The 17,645-nt window shown below is 37.9% G+C and carries 13 protein-coding genes and 1 tRNA gene; 4 read left to right on the top strand and 10 right to left on the bottom strand.

Going from position 1 to position 17,645, the window contains the following annotated elements:
- The first annotated feature begins 58 nt into the window (after positions 1-58).
- Both VIH09_RS12515 and VIH09_RS12510 read left to right on the top strand, forming a co-directional pair.
- Positions 59-2,644, top strand: coding sequence for a phosphoenolpyruvate carboxylase (locus VIH09_RS12515; RefSeq protein WP_331581491.1), 2,586 nt, complete (start codon positions 59-61; stop codon positions 2,642-2,644).
- A 12-nt stretch (positions 2,645-2,656) separates the two neighbouring features.
- The gene (locus tag VIH09_RS12510) at positions 2,657-3,172 is read left to right on the top strand and encodes a DinB family protein (RefSeq protein ID WP_331581489.1); all 516 of its coding nucleotides are present in this window, start codon (positions 2,657-2,659) and stop codon (positions 3,170-3,172) included.
- A gap of 1 nt (position 3,173) precedes the next feature.
- Here the strand turns inward: VIH09_RS12510 and VIH09_RS12505 are convergent, their stop codons facing one another.
- The 6 genes from VIH09_RS12505 to aroB form a co-directional block, all read right to left on the bottom strand.
- On the bottom strand, positions 3,174-3,650 hold the full coding sequence (locus VIH09_RS12505; protein WP_331581487.1) for a DNA-deoxyinosine glycosylase: 477 nt from the start codon (positions 3,648-3,650) through the stop codon (positions 3,174-3,176).
- Between the two features lie 9 nt (positions 3,651-3,659).
- On the bottom strand, positions 3,660-5,774 hold the full coding sequence (recQ, locus tag VIH09_RS12500; RefSeq protein WP_331581485.1) for a DNA helicase RecQ: 2,115 nt from the start codon (positions 5,772-5,774) through the stop codon (positions 3,660-3,662).
- A gap of 100 nt (positions 5,775-5,874) precedes the next feature.
- The gene (locus tag VIH09_RS12495; RefSeq protein ID WP_331581483.1) at positions 5,875-6,279 is read right to left on the bottom strand and encodes a DNA primase; all 405 of its coding nucleotides are present in this window, start codon (positions 6,277-6,279) and stop codon (positions 5,875-5,877) included.
- A gap of 9 nt (positions 6,280-6,288) precedes the next feature.
- Positions 6,289-7,260, bottom strand: coding sequence for a deoxyhypusine synthase family protein (locus tag VIH09_RS12490; protein WP_331581481.1), 972 nt, complete (start codon positions 7,258-7,260; stop codon positions 6,289-6,291).
- 88 nt (positions 7,261-7,348) lie between these two features.
- On the bottom strand, positions 7,349-8,749 hold the full coding sequence (locus VIH09_RS12485; RefSeq protein ID WP_331581479.1) for an arginine decarboxylase: 1,401 nt from the start codon (positions 8,747-8,749) through the stop codon (positions 7,349-7,351).
- A gap of 288 nt (positions 8,750-9,037) precedes the next feature.
- Complete coding sequence (gene aroB / locus VIH09_RS12480) at positions 9,038-10,105, bottom strand: 3-dehydroquinate synthase (protein WP_331581477.1); 1,068 nt, start codon at positions 10,103-10,105, stop codon at positions 9,038-9,040.
- A gap of 91 nt (positions 10,106-10,196) precedes the next feature.
- Here aroB and VIH09_RS12475 point away from each other — a divergent pair, with 91 nt between their 5' ends.
- Positions 10,197-11,366: a proline dehydrogenase family protein gene (locus VIH09_RS12475; protein WP_331581475.1), complete on the top strand. Its 1,170-nt coding sequence runs from the start codon at positions 10,197-10,199 to the stop codon at positions 11,364-11,366.
- 102 nt (positions 11,367-11,468) lie between these two features.
- Here VIH09_RS12475 and VIH09_RS12470 read toward each other — a convergent pair whose 3' ends face one another.
- Complete coding sequence (locus VIH09_RS12470) at positions 11,469-13,256, bottom strand: ABC transporter ATP-binding protein (protein ID WP_331581473.1); 1,788 nt, start codon at positions 13,254-13,256, stop codon at positions 11,469-11,471.
- Between the two features lie 215 nt (positions 13,257-13,471).
- Between VIH09_RS12470 and VIH09_RS12465 the strand changes: the two genes are divergently transcribed.
- Positions 13,472-13,546: transfer RNA gene (locus VIH09_RS12465), tRNA-Val, on the top strand.
- Positions 13,547-13,654: 108 nt separating this feature from the next.
- Here the strand turns inward: VIH09_RS12465 and VIH09_RS12460 are convergent.
- From VIH09_RS12460 to VIH09_RS12450, 3 genes are all read right to left on the bottom strand, one after another.
- The gene (locus tag VIH09_RS12460) at positions 13,655-15,823 is read right to left on the bottom strand and encodes a TonB-dependent receptor (RefSeq protein WP_331581471.1); all 2,169 of its coding nucleotides are present in this window, start codon (positions 15,821-15,823) and stop codon (positions 13,655-13,657) included.
- A 31-nt stretch (positions 15,824-15,854) separates the two neighbouring features.
- Entirely contained in the window at positions 15,855-16,787 is a 933-nt protein-coding gene (locus tag VIH09_RS12455) for a transglutaminase (RefSeq protein WP_331581469.1), read from the bottom strand.
- Between the two features lie 23 nt (positions 16,788-16,810).
- On the bottom strand, positions 16,811-17,645 hold an 835-nt coding region (locus VIH09_RS12450; protein WP_331581467.1), incomplete at its 5' end, for a substrate-binding domain-containing protein.

Raw genomic sequence — 17,645 nt, 5'->3', positions numbered from 1 at the left:
CTTGGGGTTATTTTTTTATAACTATTTTCCGCTAAACCAAACCAACTGTAACAAAATTATGTATACGCTCCCTAAAATAGAACGTTTTAACCAAAACGTCCTTTCTAAATATAATATATACAATAGTGTTTTTATCACTTTGCCTTTTCAGTCTATAGACAATACAGGAGCCTTGCTTCCGCTTTTTACAGATGTTTGTGAAAGTGGATTCAGAAAACTGGAAACCCCCAAAGAAATCATCGAGTCTTTCTCTAAAAATTATTTGCACAGCGATGTCGAGTCTGATAAAATTGATTTGATGTTTCGTTTTATTCAATATATTGAACGTCAGATAGTTTTATTCGATGCCGTAGAAGATGCCGCTTTTCCGGTTGTGAATAATATGGAGGGTAGGGGTTCGTTAAGGGATATCAAAGAAAAGGCCGATGCAAAAGGAAAGAGGGAAGAGTTGATCGATTTCCTGGAAGATTTTAATGTAAGAACAGTGTTAACCGCTCATCCGACCCAGTTTTACCCGGGTTCCGTTTTGGGAATCATCAATGATTTGACGGATGCCATTCGAGATAATAATTTGCTGGATATCAAGGAACTTCTGGCCCAACTGGGCAAGACTCCTTTTATAAAACAAGAAAAACCAAACCCTTTTGATGAGGCGGTAAGCTTGATTTGGTATCTTGAGAATGTGTTTTACGGTACCTCGGGAGACATGGTGCATTACCTTCAAAAAAATGTTTTTCATGGCAATTCGATTCAAAATTCACTAATCAAACTAGGTTTTTGGCCAGGTGGGGATCGTGATGGTAATCCATTTGTTACCACTGAAATCACTTTGAATGTTGCCGAGCGTTTAAGGACTTCCATTTTGAAGTGCTATTACATAGAAATAAGAAGTTTGAAGAGGAAACTAACGTTCTCAGGTGTAGATGTTTTGGTTTCTGAACTTGAACATAAGCTTTACCGCTCCGTTTTTTATTCAAAAGGAGAAATATACATCACTTTAGAAGAGTTTAAATCGCAGTTGAATAAAATTAAAACCATCATAATTGAGCAGCACCAATCTCTTTATTTGGACGAATTGGAGGCGCTCCTGATAAAGGTCAATTTGTTCGGGTTTCATTTTGCAACTTTAGATATCCGTCAGAACAGCAGGATACACGATGCGGTTTTTAAGGACGTGCATCAATATTACTTAAATTCGAATGCAGCTGTTTTTCCTGAAAATTATTATGATTTAACGGAAACGGAGAAATTTGAGGTATTGTCAAATGTCAAGGGAAATCTTAATCCAAATGATTTTGAAAACGAAATTACAAAATCAACTATCGAATCGATCCAAGCCATAAAGGTTATCCAGGAAAATAATGGAGAACTTGGTGCTAATCGCTATATCATCAGTAATAACGAAAGTGCCCTTAATGTAATGGAAACTTTTGCTTTAATCCGTTTAAGCGATTGGGAAAAACCTACGGTTGATGTCGTTCCTTTGTTCGAATCTGTTGACGATTTGATGAATGCGCACAACATTATGGAGCAATTGTATACGAATCCGATGTATGCCGAGCATTTAGAAAACAGAGGCATGAAGCAAACCATTATGCTTGGTTTTTCTGACGGGACAAAAGATGGAGGCTATTTAATGGCGAATTGGAGTATTTATAAGGCCAAAGAGGAGCTTACCGCAATGTCGAGGAAATACGGCGTTCATGTGATCTTTTTCGACGGACGTGGAGGGCCTCCAGCGCGAGGCGGTGGTAAAACTCATAAGTTTTATGCATCCTTAGGGCCAACGATAGAAAACAAAGAGATTCAAATTACGGTTCAGGGGCAAACGATAAGTTCTAATTTTGGAACATTGGATTCCTGCCGCTATAATCTGGAGAATTTATTGAGTGCAGGTGTTACAAACCAGGTGTTCAGTAAAAATAAAAATGAATTGTCGATTGATGAGAAAGCGGTGATGGGCCAATTAGCCAATTTGGGGTACGAGAAGTATTTAAGCTTTAAGAACCATCCCAAATTTATTCCATATTTGGAACAAATGAGCACCTTGAAATATTACGCTAAAACCAATATCGGAAGCCGCCCTTCCAAAAGAAGTAAGTCCGAACAATTGGACTTTAAAGACCTAAGAGCAATCCCTTTTGTGGGTTCTTGGAGTCAATTAAAGCAAAATGTTCCCGGATTTTTCGGAGTGGGAACCGCCTTGAAGCATTTTGAAGATATAGGTCAATGGGATAAAGTTCAGGATTTGTACGACAACTCTTTGTTTTTTAAAACGCTACTGGAGAATAGCATGATGTCTTTGGCCAAGTCTTTCTTTCCGCTTACGGCATACATGAAAAAAGACCCCGAATTTGGTCCTTTTTGGCAAATAATTTATGATGAATTTTTGGAATCCAAGAGGCTATTATTGAAAATAGCAGGTCATAAAGAACTTATGGAAAACTATCCTGACGGCAAAGCATCGATTCAGATCAGAGAGCGTATTGTACTGCCATTATTGACAATACAGCAATATGCTTTACTAAGAATAAATGAGCTTAATAAAGAAACATCTCCTAACGAAGACTTAATTAAAGTGTACGAAAAAATAGTGATGCGTTCTCTTTTTGGAAATACAAACGCAAGTAGAAATTCAGCATAAAACCAGATAAAAATGAAATCAAACCAATTGCCTGTTAGTGAATATGCTCCTTATTACGCGAGCTATATACAAGCTTTAGATAATGTAGAATTGATAGAAGAGTTAGAGATTTGCGTACATGAATTCATCAAATTTGTACAGAACATTCCCATGGATAAATTTGATTATCGCTATGCCGAAGGCAAATGGACGATAAAAGAAATTATTCAACACCTTATTGATGCCGAGCGTGTGTTTAGCTATCGTGCGATGCGAATTTCTAGAAACGATATGACGTCTTTGCCTGGTTTTGACGAGAACTATTATGTTGAGAATACCAACGCGAACGCACGAAACCTACAGGAATTGTTGACTGAAATGGCCATTGTCAGACAGTCTAGTCTTTCTTTGTTTAAAAGTTTTTCAGAGGAACAGCTAAAACTAATCGGCACCGCTTCCAATAGTGCCATGTCAGTTCGTGCTATTGGCTTTATCCTCATTGGGCACCAAAAACACCACCAAAAGATTTTTCAGGAAAGATATTTGTAAATTATTGTAAACAGCTTGACCAGGTATTAAGCTTGTTTTCAAAAGACGTTGTATTTGCAGGGCTTGTGGAAGGCATCACATAATAGGTGATGCCTTCTATTTGTCCAAATTTCTTGACGAAATAGCGATGGCTTTCTTTCCCATTGAATACTATTTTGGTAATTCGGGGAAATTTTTGAAACAAACTTTCGAAATCATTTTCAGTTTGATTTTTAATATGAATGTCTAAACTTCCCTTTCTTTCGCAATTTCCCAAAACGTCCCACAACCCAATTCTGTGGCTTTGCAAAAACTCTATTTTTTCATTAAAAAAGACCGAAACGGGCCGCTTGTCAAACAGCGTATAGATTATTTTCCAAAAATGATTTCTCGGATGGGCATAGTATTCTTGCTTCTCAAGGGAAGCAATGCCTGGCATGGTTCCCAAAATCAGGATTTCGGTATCGGAATTCACGAAAGGAGGAAACGAAGTGATCATCTGTCTTGCTTAATTAGGTCTGTTTTCTTTTTCTATTATCGCCAAGGCCAATCTTATTTTGTCGTACCCAAGCTTTTCGTCGAGGTATTCAAAATAGGGTTTTAAGGTAGTCGGTTTCTGTAGTTTTATATGGGCTTTATGAATAAGTTCCACTTCTTTCATGGAAACAAATTGGTGCAAATCGATTGTCTCCCCGTCTGAATATAATTTTGCCAAATGAGACATTATTGTTCCCAAACCCAATTTTCTTTTTAATGCGATTTCGTCGACGCTTAATCCGCTTTGGAACAATAGCAGCGTTTCCTTATAAGTTCCAGCTTCCTTTTTTGGTTTTACCGTTTTATTCTTCTGGAATTCGATGATGGCATTTATAAATGCATCTCCATATTTTTCCAGTTTTGCTTTCCCAACCCCATCAATAGCGATCAATTCATCATCACTCATGGGTCTTTTGGTTTCCATTTGGCGCAAAGCCGCATCACTAAAAATCACGTATGCGGGAACGCTTTCCTCTTTCGAAATTTCATAACGCAATTTTCTTAATTTTTCAAAAAGAGAGTTGGTGGTAGATTTGCTTTTTAGCTCTTTGACATCCGTTTCCGAAACGGTATTTTTTTGAACCGTGGTAAGTTGTACTTTGTCCCCTTCAAATAGAACTTCGCGTGCCAATGTGGTGAGTCTTATTTTGTTTTGCTGATGGAAAGCAATTTCGCAATAGCCTTGATTTATGAGTTGAATGATGTATTGATTCCAGTCATACCAAGATATATCGGCGCCTACTGCATATGTTTTTAGGTTTTGATATTCTTTTTCGTAAATATAAGCGTTTTTGGAGCCTCTCAGGAAATCAACAATTACAGGTAATGGTTCCAATTCCTGCAAACGGATGATGGCGGACAACGCTTTTTGGGCTATTACTGTACCGTCAAAAAAGGCTGGTGGGTTTTTGCAAATATCGCAGTTGCCGCAATTTTCGGTCACCAGTTCGCCAAAATAGGACAACAAAATTTTCCTGCGGCAACTCAAGGCATCGGCGTACTGCTTCATTCTTTCGAGTTTCGCCAGCTGTACTTCGGCGTTCATGCCTTGGGAGGCGAATTTTTGCAATTGGATTACATCGCCATAACTTTCAAACAGTATGGTTTCTGACGGCAATCCATCGCGTCCAGCACGACCAATCTCCTGATAGTAGCCTTCAATATTTTTTGGCAAGTTGTAATGGATCACCCAACGCACATTGGACTTGTCGATCCCCATTCCAAAGGCAATAGTGGCGCAAACCACCTGGCAATCGTCATTTATAAATTCATCTTGTGTTGTAGCGCGAGTCATGTTGTCCAAACCTGCGTGATAGGCTTTTGCTTTAATGCCCGCTTTCTGAAGTTTCTCGGCAAGCTCTTCGGTGGTTTTCCTGCTCAAGCAATAAACGATTCCCGATTCTAGCGGTTTATTAGCGATGAAGTCAATAATCTGTTTGACCCTATCAAGTGCTGGGCGAACTTCTAAACTTAGGTTTTTCCTGTCAAAAGAGGAGATGAACGACTTAGGATTTTTTAAGTTGAGTTGTTGGCTAATGTCCTTACGTGTAGCTTTATCGGCTGTCGCAGTTAAAGCCAAGATTGGAGTAGAAGGGAAGCGATTTTTCAGATATCCCAAATTGGTATAGGCGGGACGGAAGTCATGTCCCCAAGAGGAAATGCAATGCGCCTCGTCAATTGCGATCAGGCTTATGGTTATCTGACTAAATACATTTTCCAAATAGGATAAACTTTCTGGAGCCACATAAACAAGCTTGACTTTATTATCTTTCAAATTCTGAATATGTGATTGCTGTTCCGCATCCGTTTGGGTGCTATTGATAAAACAAGCTTGGATTCCGTTTGCTTTCAAACTGTCCACCTGATCTTTCATCAAGGCAATCAATGGAGAAATCACTATAGTTATGCCAGGAAACAGTAATGCAGGCAATTGAAAACAAATCGATTTTCCTCCGCCTGTAGGCATAATTGCCAAAGTATCTTGACCGGACAAAATTGTATTTATTACTTGCTCTTGATTGACTCTGAATTTTTCAAAACCAAAATTTTCCTTCAGCGTTTTATGTAATATTTGGGATGTAATCATTAGGAACTATTGTTGCATTGGCTAATGCTAATTTTTATAATTTTGATCCGATAAAAAAAAGGAACCCGTTGTGAGTTCCTTTTCTTGAAATTATTTAAATTTAATCTTCGTCTTTGTCATCATCTTCATCCTCGGAATAGTCAGAGTCATCAGAATCTTCGTCATCCTCATCAACATCGGGTCTGTCATGGTTATCATCGTCATCGTCTTCATCATCCATGTCATCGTCGTCCATTCCAAGTGCTTTCATTGGGATGATTGGCTCGATAACATCGTCGATTTCTTCGTCTTCATCGTAGTTTTCAATTCGATCCGCAAGTTTAGTACTTACTTTCACTAAGTAAATAGTGTCATCAGTGCGAACTTCAACAGCTTCAATTAATTCGTTTTTGGCATTTCTAAAACGCACAATGTTAGAATCGTCATAACCATCGGGGAATTTTTCTACCAAAAGGTTTAAAATTTCATTGGTAAGTTTTGCGTAATCAACAATTACTCTTTTCATAAGGATATTCTATAGATCTAATAAATAAGCAAAAATTAAAGGTGCCACAATTGTAGCATCGGACTCAATAATGAACTTAGGCGTTTTAATGTCTAACTTACCCCAAGTAATTTTTTCATTTGGCACCGCTCCGGAATAAGAACCGTAGCTGGTCGTGGAATCTGAAATCTGGCAGAAATAACTCCAAAAAGGTGTTTCTGGCATTTCCATATCTTGGTACAACATCGGCACCACACAAATCGGGAAATCTCCAGCTATACCACCACCAATTTGGAAAAATCCAACTCCATTAGCTGAATTTTTTGGATACCAATCTGCTAAAAATGTCATGTATTCTATTCCAGATTTCATCGTAGAAACTTTTAAATCTCCTTTAATGACATATGAAGCAAAAATATTCCCCATGGTACTGTCTTCCCATCCTGGACAGATAATTGGTAAGTTTTTTTCTGCTGCAGCGTACATCCAGCTGTCTTTCAAATCAATTTCGTAATATTCTTCTAAAACGCCTGATAAAAGCATTTTGTACATAAATTCATGCGGTAAATAACGTTCTCCCTTATCATCTGCATCTTTCCAAATTTTGTAAATATGCTTTTGTAAGCGACGGAATGCTTCATGCTCAGGAATACAAGTATCCGTTACTCGATTTAACCCTCTTTCAAGTAAATCCCATTCTTGTTCTGGAGTTAAATCACGGTAGTTTGGTACTCTTTCATAGTGTGAATGAGCTACCAAGTTCATGATGTCTTCTTCTAAATTTGCACCCGTACAAGATATGATTTGCACTTTGTCTTGACGAATCATTTCTGCAAAAATCTTTCCGATTTCGGCTGTACTCATTGCTCCAGCAAGAGTTACCATCATTTTAGCTCCATTAGCAAGCTGTTCTTCATAGCCTTTTGCTGCATCTACTAAAGCCGCAGAATTGAAATGCAAATAATGCTTTTCTATAAACTGACTTATAGGTCCTTTACTCATTTTATGGGGTTTAAAGATTTAAAAATCAATTAATTGAATACAATCAAATATAATGATTTTTTAAGTTTACTATTTGTGTATTTATTGTTTATTTTTTGTCGTAACCTAAAATTTTTAATACGTCATCAGAAGTTTGCTGCTCTGAAAAGACCTCAGTCGCCAATATTCCATTTTCATCTCGATCAATCAAAATGTGTTTTGGTTGGGGAATCAAGCAGTGGTGCAAGCCTCCGTATCCGCCTATTGTTTCCTGATAAGCTCCCGTATTAAAAAAACCGATATACAGTGGCTTTTCCTTGTTGTATTTTGGCAAGTAGATGGCATTCATGTTTTGCTCAGAGTTGTAGTAGTCATCACTGTCGCAAGTCATTCCACCTAATAATACTCTTTCGTAAGTATCATTCCAACGGTTGATAGCCAGCATTATGAAACGTTTGTTGATTGCCCAGGTGTCCGGTAAGGTGGTAATGAAAGAGGAGTCGATCATGTTCCATTTCTCCCTGTCATTTTGCTGTTTTTGATACAATATTTGATAAATAGCACCACCACTTTCGCCAACGGTGAACGATCCAAATTCGGTAAAAATATTTGGCACATCGACCTCTGCTTCGTCGCAGGCAATTTTTATTTGGTTGATGATCTCATCAATCATGTACTGGTAATCATACTCAAACGCCAACGAGTTTTTGATAGGGAATCCTCCGCCAATATTCAATCCGTCCAATGTTGGGCATTCCTTTTTTAGCGCGATGTATACTTTTATACATTTTACCAACTCATTCCAGTAATAGGCAGTATCATTGATACCTGTATTAATAAAAAAGTGCAACATTTTCAGTTCTAACTTGTCGTTGTCCTGAATTTGTTTTTTGTAAAAACTCACGATGTTTTTATATCCGATTCCAAGTCTGGAAGTATAGAACTCAAATTTCGGCTCTTCTTCGGCAGCAATACGGATCCCGATTTTGAACTTTCCTTTGATTTCAGCTTGAAGCAAGTCTAATTCTTCGAAGTTGTCAATAATTGGAATAGTGTTTTTGTGCCCGTTATTGATTAAACGCGCAATATTTTCAATGTATTGGTCTCTTTTGAAGCCGTTACAAATTACATAAGTGCTTTTGTTGATTTTGCCGTTGGCCATCAGGTTTTCAACAATATTGATATCAAATGCCGAAGAGGTTTCAACATGAATATTGTTCTTGAAAGCTTCGTTCATTACGAACTCAAAGTGTGAGCTTTTCGTGCAATAACAGTAAAAGTATTTTGCCTCATATTTGTTTTTTTCCATCGATTTACGAAACCAGCTTTTGGCCTTGTTGATGTTATTGGAAATTTGAGGCAGGTAGGTGAATTTTAAAGGGGTACCATACTGTTCTACCAATTTCATCAAATCAATATTGTGAAACTGAAGGTTGTCTTTGTTTAATTTAAATTCTTCTTGTGGGAAGTAATACGTTTGATTTATTAAGTCAGAATATTTGGTATTCATTTAGCTTTTAGTGTTTTAGATTGATTAAATTGAAATAAAATAAGCTAAAATTCAAACCCTAATATTTGCATATATAATCTGAAGCTTTTCGTGGTCCACTTTTAAATATTGGGACAGATCAAAACTGAAGTTCTCTTTAATCGAATACAAACGTTTCAATATCCTTAAAAAAGATCTATTGTTTCGGTTCTCATATGAGCTATAATTCCTTTGGTTTCGACTGTTTTTCATCGCGGCAAATGTAAAAAATAATTTATACGTAATGCAATCCTTTTAACTAAAAAATAATTATGATTTATAATCATTAAATGCCCTAAGAATTAATTCATTTTCAACAGATTGATTGATTTTAATTTTCCCGATGCCTTCTATCAAAGCAAACTGAATTGTACCGTATTCGTTTTTTTTGTCATGAATAAGTAATTCGAGGATAGGTTCAATGTCGTTCTCAAAAAACGTGACATTATCAAAGATAGACTTTATTGTTGTCTTTATAAGCTTGTATTCCTCGTTGCTTATCAATTTTTTGTCCATTGAAATGTAACTTTCCAAAATCATCCCTACGGCAATTGCTTCACCGTGCAATAGGGTAATCTTATTTTCATTCTCCAAAAAGTAGCTTTCAATGGCGTGACCAAGGGTGTGTCCAAAGTTTAGTGATTTTCGGATGTTTTTTTCTGTTGGGTCTTGCGAGACGATTTCATTTTTAATGGCTACAGATCTGTATATCAGTTCGTCAAAATCAGCAAAATCGATGGCTTTCAAGTCCAGAAATTGTTCCCAATAGGCCTTGTCGTATATTAGACCGTGTTTCAGCATTTCGGCAAGTCCCGAGCGCATTTCGTTTTGAGGCAGCGTTTCAAGATATTGGGTGTCGATAATCACCATATTTGGTGTATTGATAACACCAATTTGGTTTTTTAAATTACCCAAATCAACACCGTTTTTACCGCCTACAGAAGCATCTACCATCGAGAGCAACGTAGTTGGAACGTGGATGAAATCTAATCCTCGTTTAAAAGTTGAAGACACAAAACCGCCCAAATCAGTAACAACGCCACCACCAAGATTGATTATCAAGGTTTTCCTGTCAGCGCCAAGCTCGGTTAAAACATTCCAAATTTGAACACAGGTTTCAATGTTTTTATTCTCTTCTCCATTTTCGAATTCGATTATCTCTATTGTCAAATCGGTTTCAATAAGCGGGAGGAATTTTGGCAAACAAAACTCATTGGTATTGCTGTCAACTATAATAAATAAATTAGAATACTTATTTCCTTTTAAATGGAGGTTTAGGGCTTCATATCCTTTTTCGTTAAAATGAATCGGATAATTGTCGGCTTGTATTGATTGCATAACGGTAGATTAATTGAATTGCAAAATAAGGTAATTTTTGCTAAATAATATTGGAAAGTCTGGCTATATTTGTGCAAAAATATCACAATCGATGGAAAAAATATTCAATAATACACAAGTTGCCTTTGCGTTAAAAAGCGATACCGAACTCGACAGAGCTTATTTTCTTTTTAAAATGATTTCGAATGAACCCTTGGTAAGAATTGGAGCAGCAGTCACTAATTTTGCCTTGAATGTAAATCTGCCTGTCGAAGGTTTGATACGCGCCACTGTTTTTGATCATTTTTGTGGAGGTGTCAACGAAAATGACTGCCTTTCCGTTGTTGATAAAATGTACACTAAAGGGGTTTCTTCCGTATTGGATTATTCAGTGGAAGGTAAAGAGGAAGAAGACCAGTTTGATATTGCGTTAAAAATGACCCTAAAAACTATTGATTTCGCCAAAGAGCGTCAGGCAATACCGTTTGCGGTTTTTAAACCAACTGGGCTTGGTCGTTTTGAATTGTATGAGAAACTGGGAGAAAAGCAAAAACTGACTCCCGAGGAACAAGCAGAATGGGATCGAGTAGTAGCCCGTTTTGATATCGTATGCAGTGAAGCCCACAAAAAAGATGTGGCCCTGCTTATTGACGCTGAAGAAAGCTGGATGCAAGATGCGGCCGATGATTTGGTCACAGAAATGATGCGAAAATACAACAAGGAAAAAGCAATTGTTTTTAACACCCTTCAAATGTACCGATGGGATCGCTTGGATTATTTGAAAAAATTGCATGAGCAAGCTAAAAAAGAAGGATTCTTTATCGGAATGAAATTGGTTCGCGGTGCTTACATGGAAAAGGAAAACGATCGTGCAAAAGACAAAGGATACCCTTCGCCGATATGCGCCACCAAAGAAGCTACCGATGTCAATTATGATGCGGCAGTATCATATATGGTAGATCATTTGGAGAACATGTCAGTATTTGCGGGAACACATAATGAAGAAAGCACCTATTTTTTGATGAAGTTGATGGAAGAAAAAGGAATCAAAACAAATGATAACAGAATTTGGTTTGGTCAATTATACGGGATGAGCGACAATATTAGCTACAACCTGGCAGATCATGGCTACAACGTTGCCAAATACTTGCCATTCGGACCCGTAAAAGACGTTATGCCGTACCTGATCCGTCGTGCCGAAGAAAACACTTCTGTAGCTGGCCAAACGAGCAGAGAGTTGGCGTTGATAAAAGCGGAAAGAAAAAGAAGAAAAGGAAAATAGATTATAACGAATACGTTTTATAAAACATATCGCATAATTTCTAAATAAAAAAAACTCCAATTGTACTAATTGGAGTTTTTTTATTATCTGATAGATTCGAATTTAGGAGTTGCTAAACTGCAGATTGCTTAAGTTTTTATAGATGCCATTCTCTAATATTATCAATTCTTGATGTGTTCCTTGTTCTGAAATCACACCATTATCAAGTACCAAAATTTGGTCGGCGCTACGAATGGTTGACAGTCGGTGCGCTATGATGATGCTCGTTCTTCCTTCCATCAAAATCTCTAAAGCTTCCTGAACCAGTTTTTCACTTTCACTGTCCAGTGATGACGTGGCCTCATCAAGGATCAATATACTGGGGTTTTTTAGAAGCGCACGCGCAATGGCGATACGCTGCCTTTGTCCTCCTGATAGTTTGATTCCTCTTTCACCCACAATTGTTTCGAATTTTTCAGGGAAACCCTCGATAAAATTTAAGGCGTTGGCTTGCTTTGCGGCCAAAAGAATTTCAGTTTCGGTCGCATCCGGTTTTCCGTAAGCGATATTTTCCTTAATGGTTCCGCCAAATAAAATGACATCTTGGGGAACGATACTCATATTGCCTCTCAGATTTTCCAAGTCAAAATCATAAATGTTTTTTCCGTCAACCAAAATCTCGCCGCTATCTATATCATAGAAACGCAGCAATAGGGAAGCAATGGTTGATTTACCTGTTCCGCTAGGCCCAACGATGGCGATTTTCTGACCAAAACTCGCCGTAAAATTCACGTCTTTTAATACTTTTATCTCTTTTCTGGAAGGATAGCTGAAACCTACATTTTTGAAAGTGACATTTCCCCTTATTTTTTCAATTGGCGCTGCATTCTGTTCTGAGTTGATTTTTTCTGGAGTTTCCTCCAATAATTCAAAAACACGTTCGGTTGCCCCAATTGCTTTTTGAATTTGGGCGTACAATTCTGCGATACCGCCGAAAGAAGCCCCGACAAAGGTGGAGTAGAGGACAAAAGATATTAATTGTCCGACGCTCATCTCGCCGCTAATGCTCAATCGAACGCCAAACCAAACAACCGCCACAATGGCCCCAAAAAGGCAGAAAATGATGAAGGAAGCAAAGTATCCTCTGTATTTCCCCCCCTTGATGGCTAACTTAACCACTTCCTTAATTTTTCCGTTATAACGGGCAATTTCGTACCATTCATTGGCAAAAGCCTTAACGATACTGATGCCTTGCATGGTTTCTTCTACAATCACTTGGCTCTCGGCCACCTGATCCTGAACGTTTTTTGAAAATTTACGAATGAATCGGCCAAAAATAACGGCGGCCACAGCCACCAAAGGAACGACAGACAGCATCAATAACGTCAGTTTGAAACTCTCGGTGGCCAATAAGGCGACTCCACCTATAATTAAAATAAATTGCCTTAAAAATTCTGCAATCGTCGACGTTAAAGTGTCTTGGATTTGCGTGATGTCAGAACTGATCCTGCTGTTCAGTTCCCCAACCCTTTTTTGCGAAAAGAATGACATGGGAAGCTTTACCAAATTACTGTATAAGGACAGTCTCAGATTGGCTAAGGTGTGCTCAGTGAAATTGATAAATAGGGATAACCTGAAAAACGAAAAAATGGATTGCATAAAAAGGATACCGATCAGTACCAGGGCAATATTGTTCGCTTGGGTGTTATCTTTGTTCTTCACGCAGTCGATCAGCATCCCCATCAATTTAGGGAAAGCTAAAGCCGTGGCACCGGTAAGCAGTAAAAAAAACAGGCCTACATAAAATTTCCAGCGGTGATTTTCCGCATATTGGAATATAAGTGTTGCTTTGCTGAGTGAACTTGCGGTAATTTTTGATTTTGGTAAATCATTTTCTTTGAACCTTGCCATTAGATGTTGTTTATGACACAAATGTAATACTATAGCGATTCATTACAAAAAAATAGTGATTCCAGAAAAATGTATTAATGCGTTGTAATAGAGTACAAAAGGAATCAGAGCTGATTTTTTATTAATTTATTTTCAAATTTTGCTTGCAAATACAAATTCTAGATGTATATTTGCACACGCAATAAAGAGTAAGAAATTATTCGAATTGTAAGATAGGGCAATTAGCTCAGCTGGTTCAGAGCACCTCGTTTACACCGAGGGGGTCGGGGGTTCGAACCCCTCATTGCCCACAAAAAACTCCATTAGAAATAGTGGAGTTTTTTTATGCTTATATTTTTCAAGCAATATTTGAGATTGACCAGTCAATTAGTCAATCCCAAAAATTGGGTGCCATTGATTTAAATTTTTATTTTGATTCCTGCATTCACAACAAATCCGTCTAAGGGAGCATAGATGTCTTTGAAAACAGGATTTGAAATTGTTCCAGTATATATACTGCCAAATTTGGTTTGCCTTGTGTCTGTATAATTTTCGAAATTGCAGTAAACTGAAAAATTATCCCATAACTTTTCGATCATTAAACCGAAAATCCAGTATTCCCTTGCTTTAGTGCCGTCATTTAATTTTTGCGGGCTGTAGTAATATGCTTCTAATCCTACTTTCCATTCATCTTCCGCTTCATACATCAAAACATTATTTAATCGATGTTTGGATGTTAAAGGATTTTCAGATTTTACGCCAGCATTATCTATTGCTGCGTCCGTGTAGGTATAACCAAGAAATAATTTGAAATCTTTATAGCCCAACTTAAGATTTGTTTCGGTTCCCCTGGTATTCAAATAACCGTCAACATTTATGAACTGATGGCTATCATTGGAAAGAGATGTTAGGATAAGCGGTTTGTCAACATTGGTAAAAAAGAATAGCTGATTTACGCTTAAAGATATTTCATCGGTAATGTTCGTCCTATAATTGATGTCGAAATTAACGCCGTAACTTTTTTCAAGGCTGTTGAAATCGCTATTTATGGGCTGTACATTTTGATATTGGATGCGCTCGCTCTCTTCGCTAAAAATAGTTGGGGTTTTATAACCCAATCCACCGCCAATTCTGCTAGTAAGTTGATTATTAATTCTAAATAAAGCGGAAACTCTGGGCAAAAGAGCAAATCCATAGTCAATAACGTAATCGCCCCTAAGCCCCGTTTCAATATCTAGCCATTCGTTGGCTTTGACGGTATTTTGTGCAAAAGCACCATAAGTTATCTGCTTATAATTCCTCAAGGGAAAAGCAGTGGTACTGTTTTCAGTAAAATTATCGGTATATAAATTAGCTCCCATAACCCATTCCGATGTAGCACCATGATAAGAATATGCCAATTCAGAAAAGCTGCTGTTCTGCAAACCGTCAAAAACATAATCTGGAATGCTTACGACACGGCTAAAATTGTTAAAACTATTTTTGACCGATAAAGATTCTTTTTTATTGAATATATGGGTGATGGTAAATTGGGTACTTAGTCTCCGCGTTTTATTCTTTTCAAAATAACTGTTGGGATAACTGTTTTCGTCTTTAATATAATCGATGTTTCCACCAATTCGATTTTCAAAAACTGCATTTACGCCAAAATCAAGATTTGTGTTTTCATTAAAATAAAGGAATAATTTTGGATTAAAATTAAAACGTTCAAACTTGGGGATGGCAGTGAGCTTAATGTCCGCAGGGTCATAAGGGGCGTTGCGATCATGCGATGCAAAAACGGTCAATCCAATTTTATTGAATCGCTGTGAATAGAATCCATTAATATCCAACCCGAGAGCCGAAGTGCCATTAAGCAAAAAACGTAAATCCCTTTCCTCGGCCGGGGTTTTGGAAATAAGATTGACTAAACCGGCAATTGCCCCGCCGCCATATAGAGTAGAAGCGGACCCTTTAATGATTTCAACTTGTTTCAAATCCAATGGCGGGGTCTGCAGTAATCCGAGTCCACTCGAAGCGCCAGAAAAAACGGGGAAACCGTCTTTTAATATTTGGGTATACCTACCGTCCAAACCTTGAATCCTAATGGAAGAATTTCCTGAAGTTGCTGATGTCTGTTGGGTTTGGATACCCGTACTCTCATTAAGCATCATCCGGATATCGCCCGGTTTCATATTGGCTTTTTCCTCCAATTCCTCACCTGCAATAAACTCCACTCTGCTGGGAATATTGTTGATAGTTCTCGTTCCTCTGGTTGAAGTGATAACAATTTCATCCATCTCTTCAGCCTCACTTTTTAATGAAATCTCCAGAAATTCGTTCGCGAAAGGGATTGCAAACGATGCCTTGCGGCTCTGATATCCTTCTATAGAAAAAGAAGCAATATAGACACCTTCCGGTAGATTATCAAAAACGACAGTTCCTTCAGGATCAGATTTGGAAACTAAATTAGTCTCCTCAATTTTAGCCATCACACCCTTTATGGGCTCATGGGTATCAGCGTCTATAATATGGACTTTGATTGTATTCTGTGCTTGCGCTGTGCCAATGGTTGCTATTGACACAATCAATAAAATATATTTCAACATTTATAATTTCTTAATATTTATTTGCTACGAATTAATTCAGTGTCAAAGCTCCTAATATTTCCTCCGACATGAAAGGGCCACCAGGGTATTTCGCGGTATAGTCAAGGTTCAGCCATACTTGTTCCCGCTCGTCGATATGATAATGGAGTTGTTTCTTGTAACTTTCGTTTATGAACAAAACATTTTTAATCAAATAATTCACGGTTTCAAGGTCGTTTAACGACCCGATCAATATTTCGGGATAGATGTGGCCTTTGGTGTGAATAAGCCTTGGGGTTCCTCCGATGGCTCTTACGCTCGCCGCCATTAAAATGGAATGGTCGTCGCAATCCCCGGAAAAATAATCCAATGATTCGCTGGCTGCAGCTATGTAATCAGTGTCTTTTGGATCACTTACGTAGTTCCAGCGGCTATTTATTTCCTTAAAAACGGCAAAGCATTGAATGATGGTTCGGTAATCCGAATACCCCTTTACGTTTTTGAAATTCTTTGATGTCGCCATAATAGCAAAATTCCTGACTTTAGCATTCTGATAATCAATAGCGTTAATGATTTTTGATTTATTGGGAAAAGGGAGGAGTTTCGCGATGATTATGTCCTGTGGGAAGGGGTTGTCATTCATAGTGTAAATCATCGAGTCATAGTCCTCATAAACGCTATTGAACCCATAATTGCCAGAAGCGGTACCGTATAACAGGACTAAAAAGTATAGGACAATACAGACAATTATCACCGTTCGTAACAGCCTTAATATTAACTGTATAATTACTATTATCAGTAAAAAAATGAGGATTCTGTCTATGTTAAAAAACCATTTAAGCTCTATCAAATTTTGATGGACAATTATAAAAACAGGAATTGCAATTAAAACATTCAGAACAAAAATGATAACATCATCCCAGGGTTTTTTAACCCGAAGTTTTTGCGTTATGTTTTGAAAAGAATTTTTTTTACTGTTTATCATAGAAAACCAAAAGAATGTAGAAACTAGATTGCCTTTACAATTTCATCAAAAGTACCTTTTTTATCGATGATTTTGAGTTGAAACAGCTGATTTTGAACTTTGTTTAACATTTCATTAGCTAATGGTTTTTGCGACCATTGCGTTAGTGACAACCATTCCTGAATATCCTTCGTTTTTTGGCTGAATTTTGTCGCAATCGTCTTATCTATATTGGGAATGTCTTTAAACGTTGCCGTTTTTTTATTAATCACCCCCAGAATGGTTTTAATGATTTCGGGATCTTTTTCTAAAACCGCATCCCGAACAGCGATTACAAAGCAAGGCCAAGGCGTGGGGCAATCGGCAATTCTTCGAAAAATGCCTTTATCCACTAAAGGTTTGGTCATAAATCGTTCCCACATAAAATAATCGGCGGTTCCCTTTGTGAGGGCTTCCACCGCTCCGTCAATCGTGTTGACAATTTCAAATTGGAGATCGTCCGTTTTCCAGCCTTGATTAGCGGCGTTTACATAGGCCATCAATTGGGAACCTGAGCCCAAACGTGAAATGGCGATTCTGGTGTTTTCCAAATCGGCTAGGGTCTTGTAGCTGGAATGAGCCGCTACGTGGATTCCCCATATCAGAGGCGATTCAACATAAACCTGCACTATCTTGCTGGCATTTCCAGCAACAATGTCTTTCACGATTCCTTCGGTAAGAATGACGGCGATATCCGTTTCCCCAGAACGAAGCATCTGGCACATTTTTCCGGTTCCTTCGGGGACATCAGTCCACTGTAAATCTATATTTTGTTTTTCAAATTCCTTGCCTTCTATTGCTAAATGCCAAGGCAAATTGAAATGTTCCGGGACGCCGGCG

Origin of the sequence: Flavobacterium sp. (assembly GCF_036515215.1) — a bacterium.
Lineage (GTDB): Bacteria > Bacteroidota > Bacteroidia > Flavobacteriales > Flavobacteriaceae > Flavobacterium.
The sequence above is the reverse complement of the archived record's forward strand: the minus strand, read 5'-3'. Positions and strand labels throughout refer to the sequence as shown.

Coding starts and splice junctions, on each gene's coding strand:
- VIH09_RS12510 (WP_331581489.1), top strand. CDS start 2,657: ATGAAATCAAACCAATTGCCTGTTAGTGAATATGCTCCTTATTACGCG.
- VIH09_RS12475 (WP_331581475.1), top strand. CDS start 10,197: ATGGAAAAAATATTCAATAATACACAAGTTGCCTTTGCGTTAAAAAGC.
- recQ (WP_331581485.1), bottom strand. CDS start 5,774: ATGATTACATCCCAAATATTACATAAAACGCTGAAGGAAAATTTTGGT.
- VIH09_RS12470 (WP_331581473.1), bottom strand. CDS start 13,256: ATGGCAAGGTTCAAAGAAAATGATTTACCAAAATCAAAAATTACCGCA.
- VIH09_RS12455 (WP_331581469.1), bottom strand. CDS start 16,787: ATGATAAACAGTAAAAAAAATTCTTTTCAAAACATAACGCAAAAACTT.
- VIH09_RS12460 (WP_331581471.1), bottom strand. CDS start 15,823: ATGTTGAAATATATTTTATTGATTGTGTCAATAGCAACCATTGGCACA.
- VIH09_RS12515 (WP_331581491.1), top strand. CDS start 59: ATGTATACGCTCCCTAAAATAGAACGTTTTAACCAAAACGTCCTTTCT.
- aroB (WP_331581477.1), bottom strand. CDS start 10,105: ATGCAATCAATACAAGCCGACAATTATCCGATTCATTTTAACGAAAAA.
- VIH09_RS12485 (WP_331581479.1), bottom strand. CDS start 8,749: ATGAATACCAAATATTCTGACTTAATAAATCAAACGTATTACTTCCCA.
- VIH09_RS12495 (WP_331581483.1), bottom strand. CDS start 6,279: ATGAAAAGAGTAATTGTTGATTACGCAAAACTTACCAATGAAATTTTA.
- VIH09_RS12490 (WP_331581481.1), bottom strand. CDS start 7,260: ATGAGTAAAGGACCTATAAGTCAGTTTATAGAAAAGCATTATTTGCAT.
- VIH09_RS12505 (WP_331581487.1), bottom strand. CDS start 3,650: ATGATCACTTCGTTTCCTCCTTTCGTGAATTCCGATACCGAAATCCTG.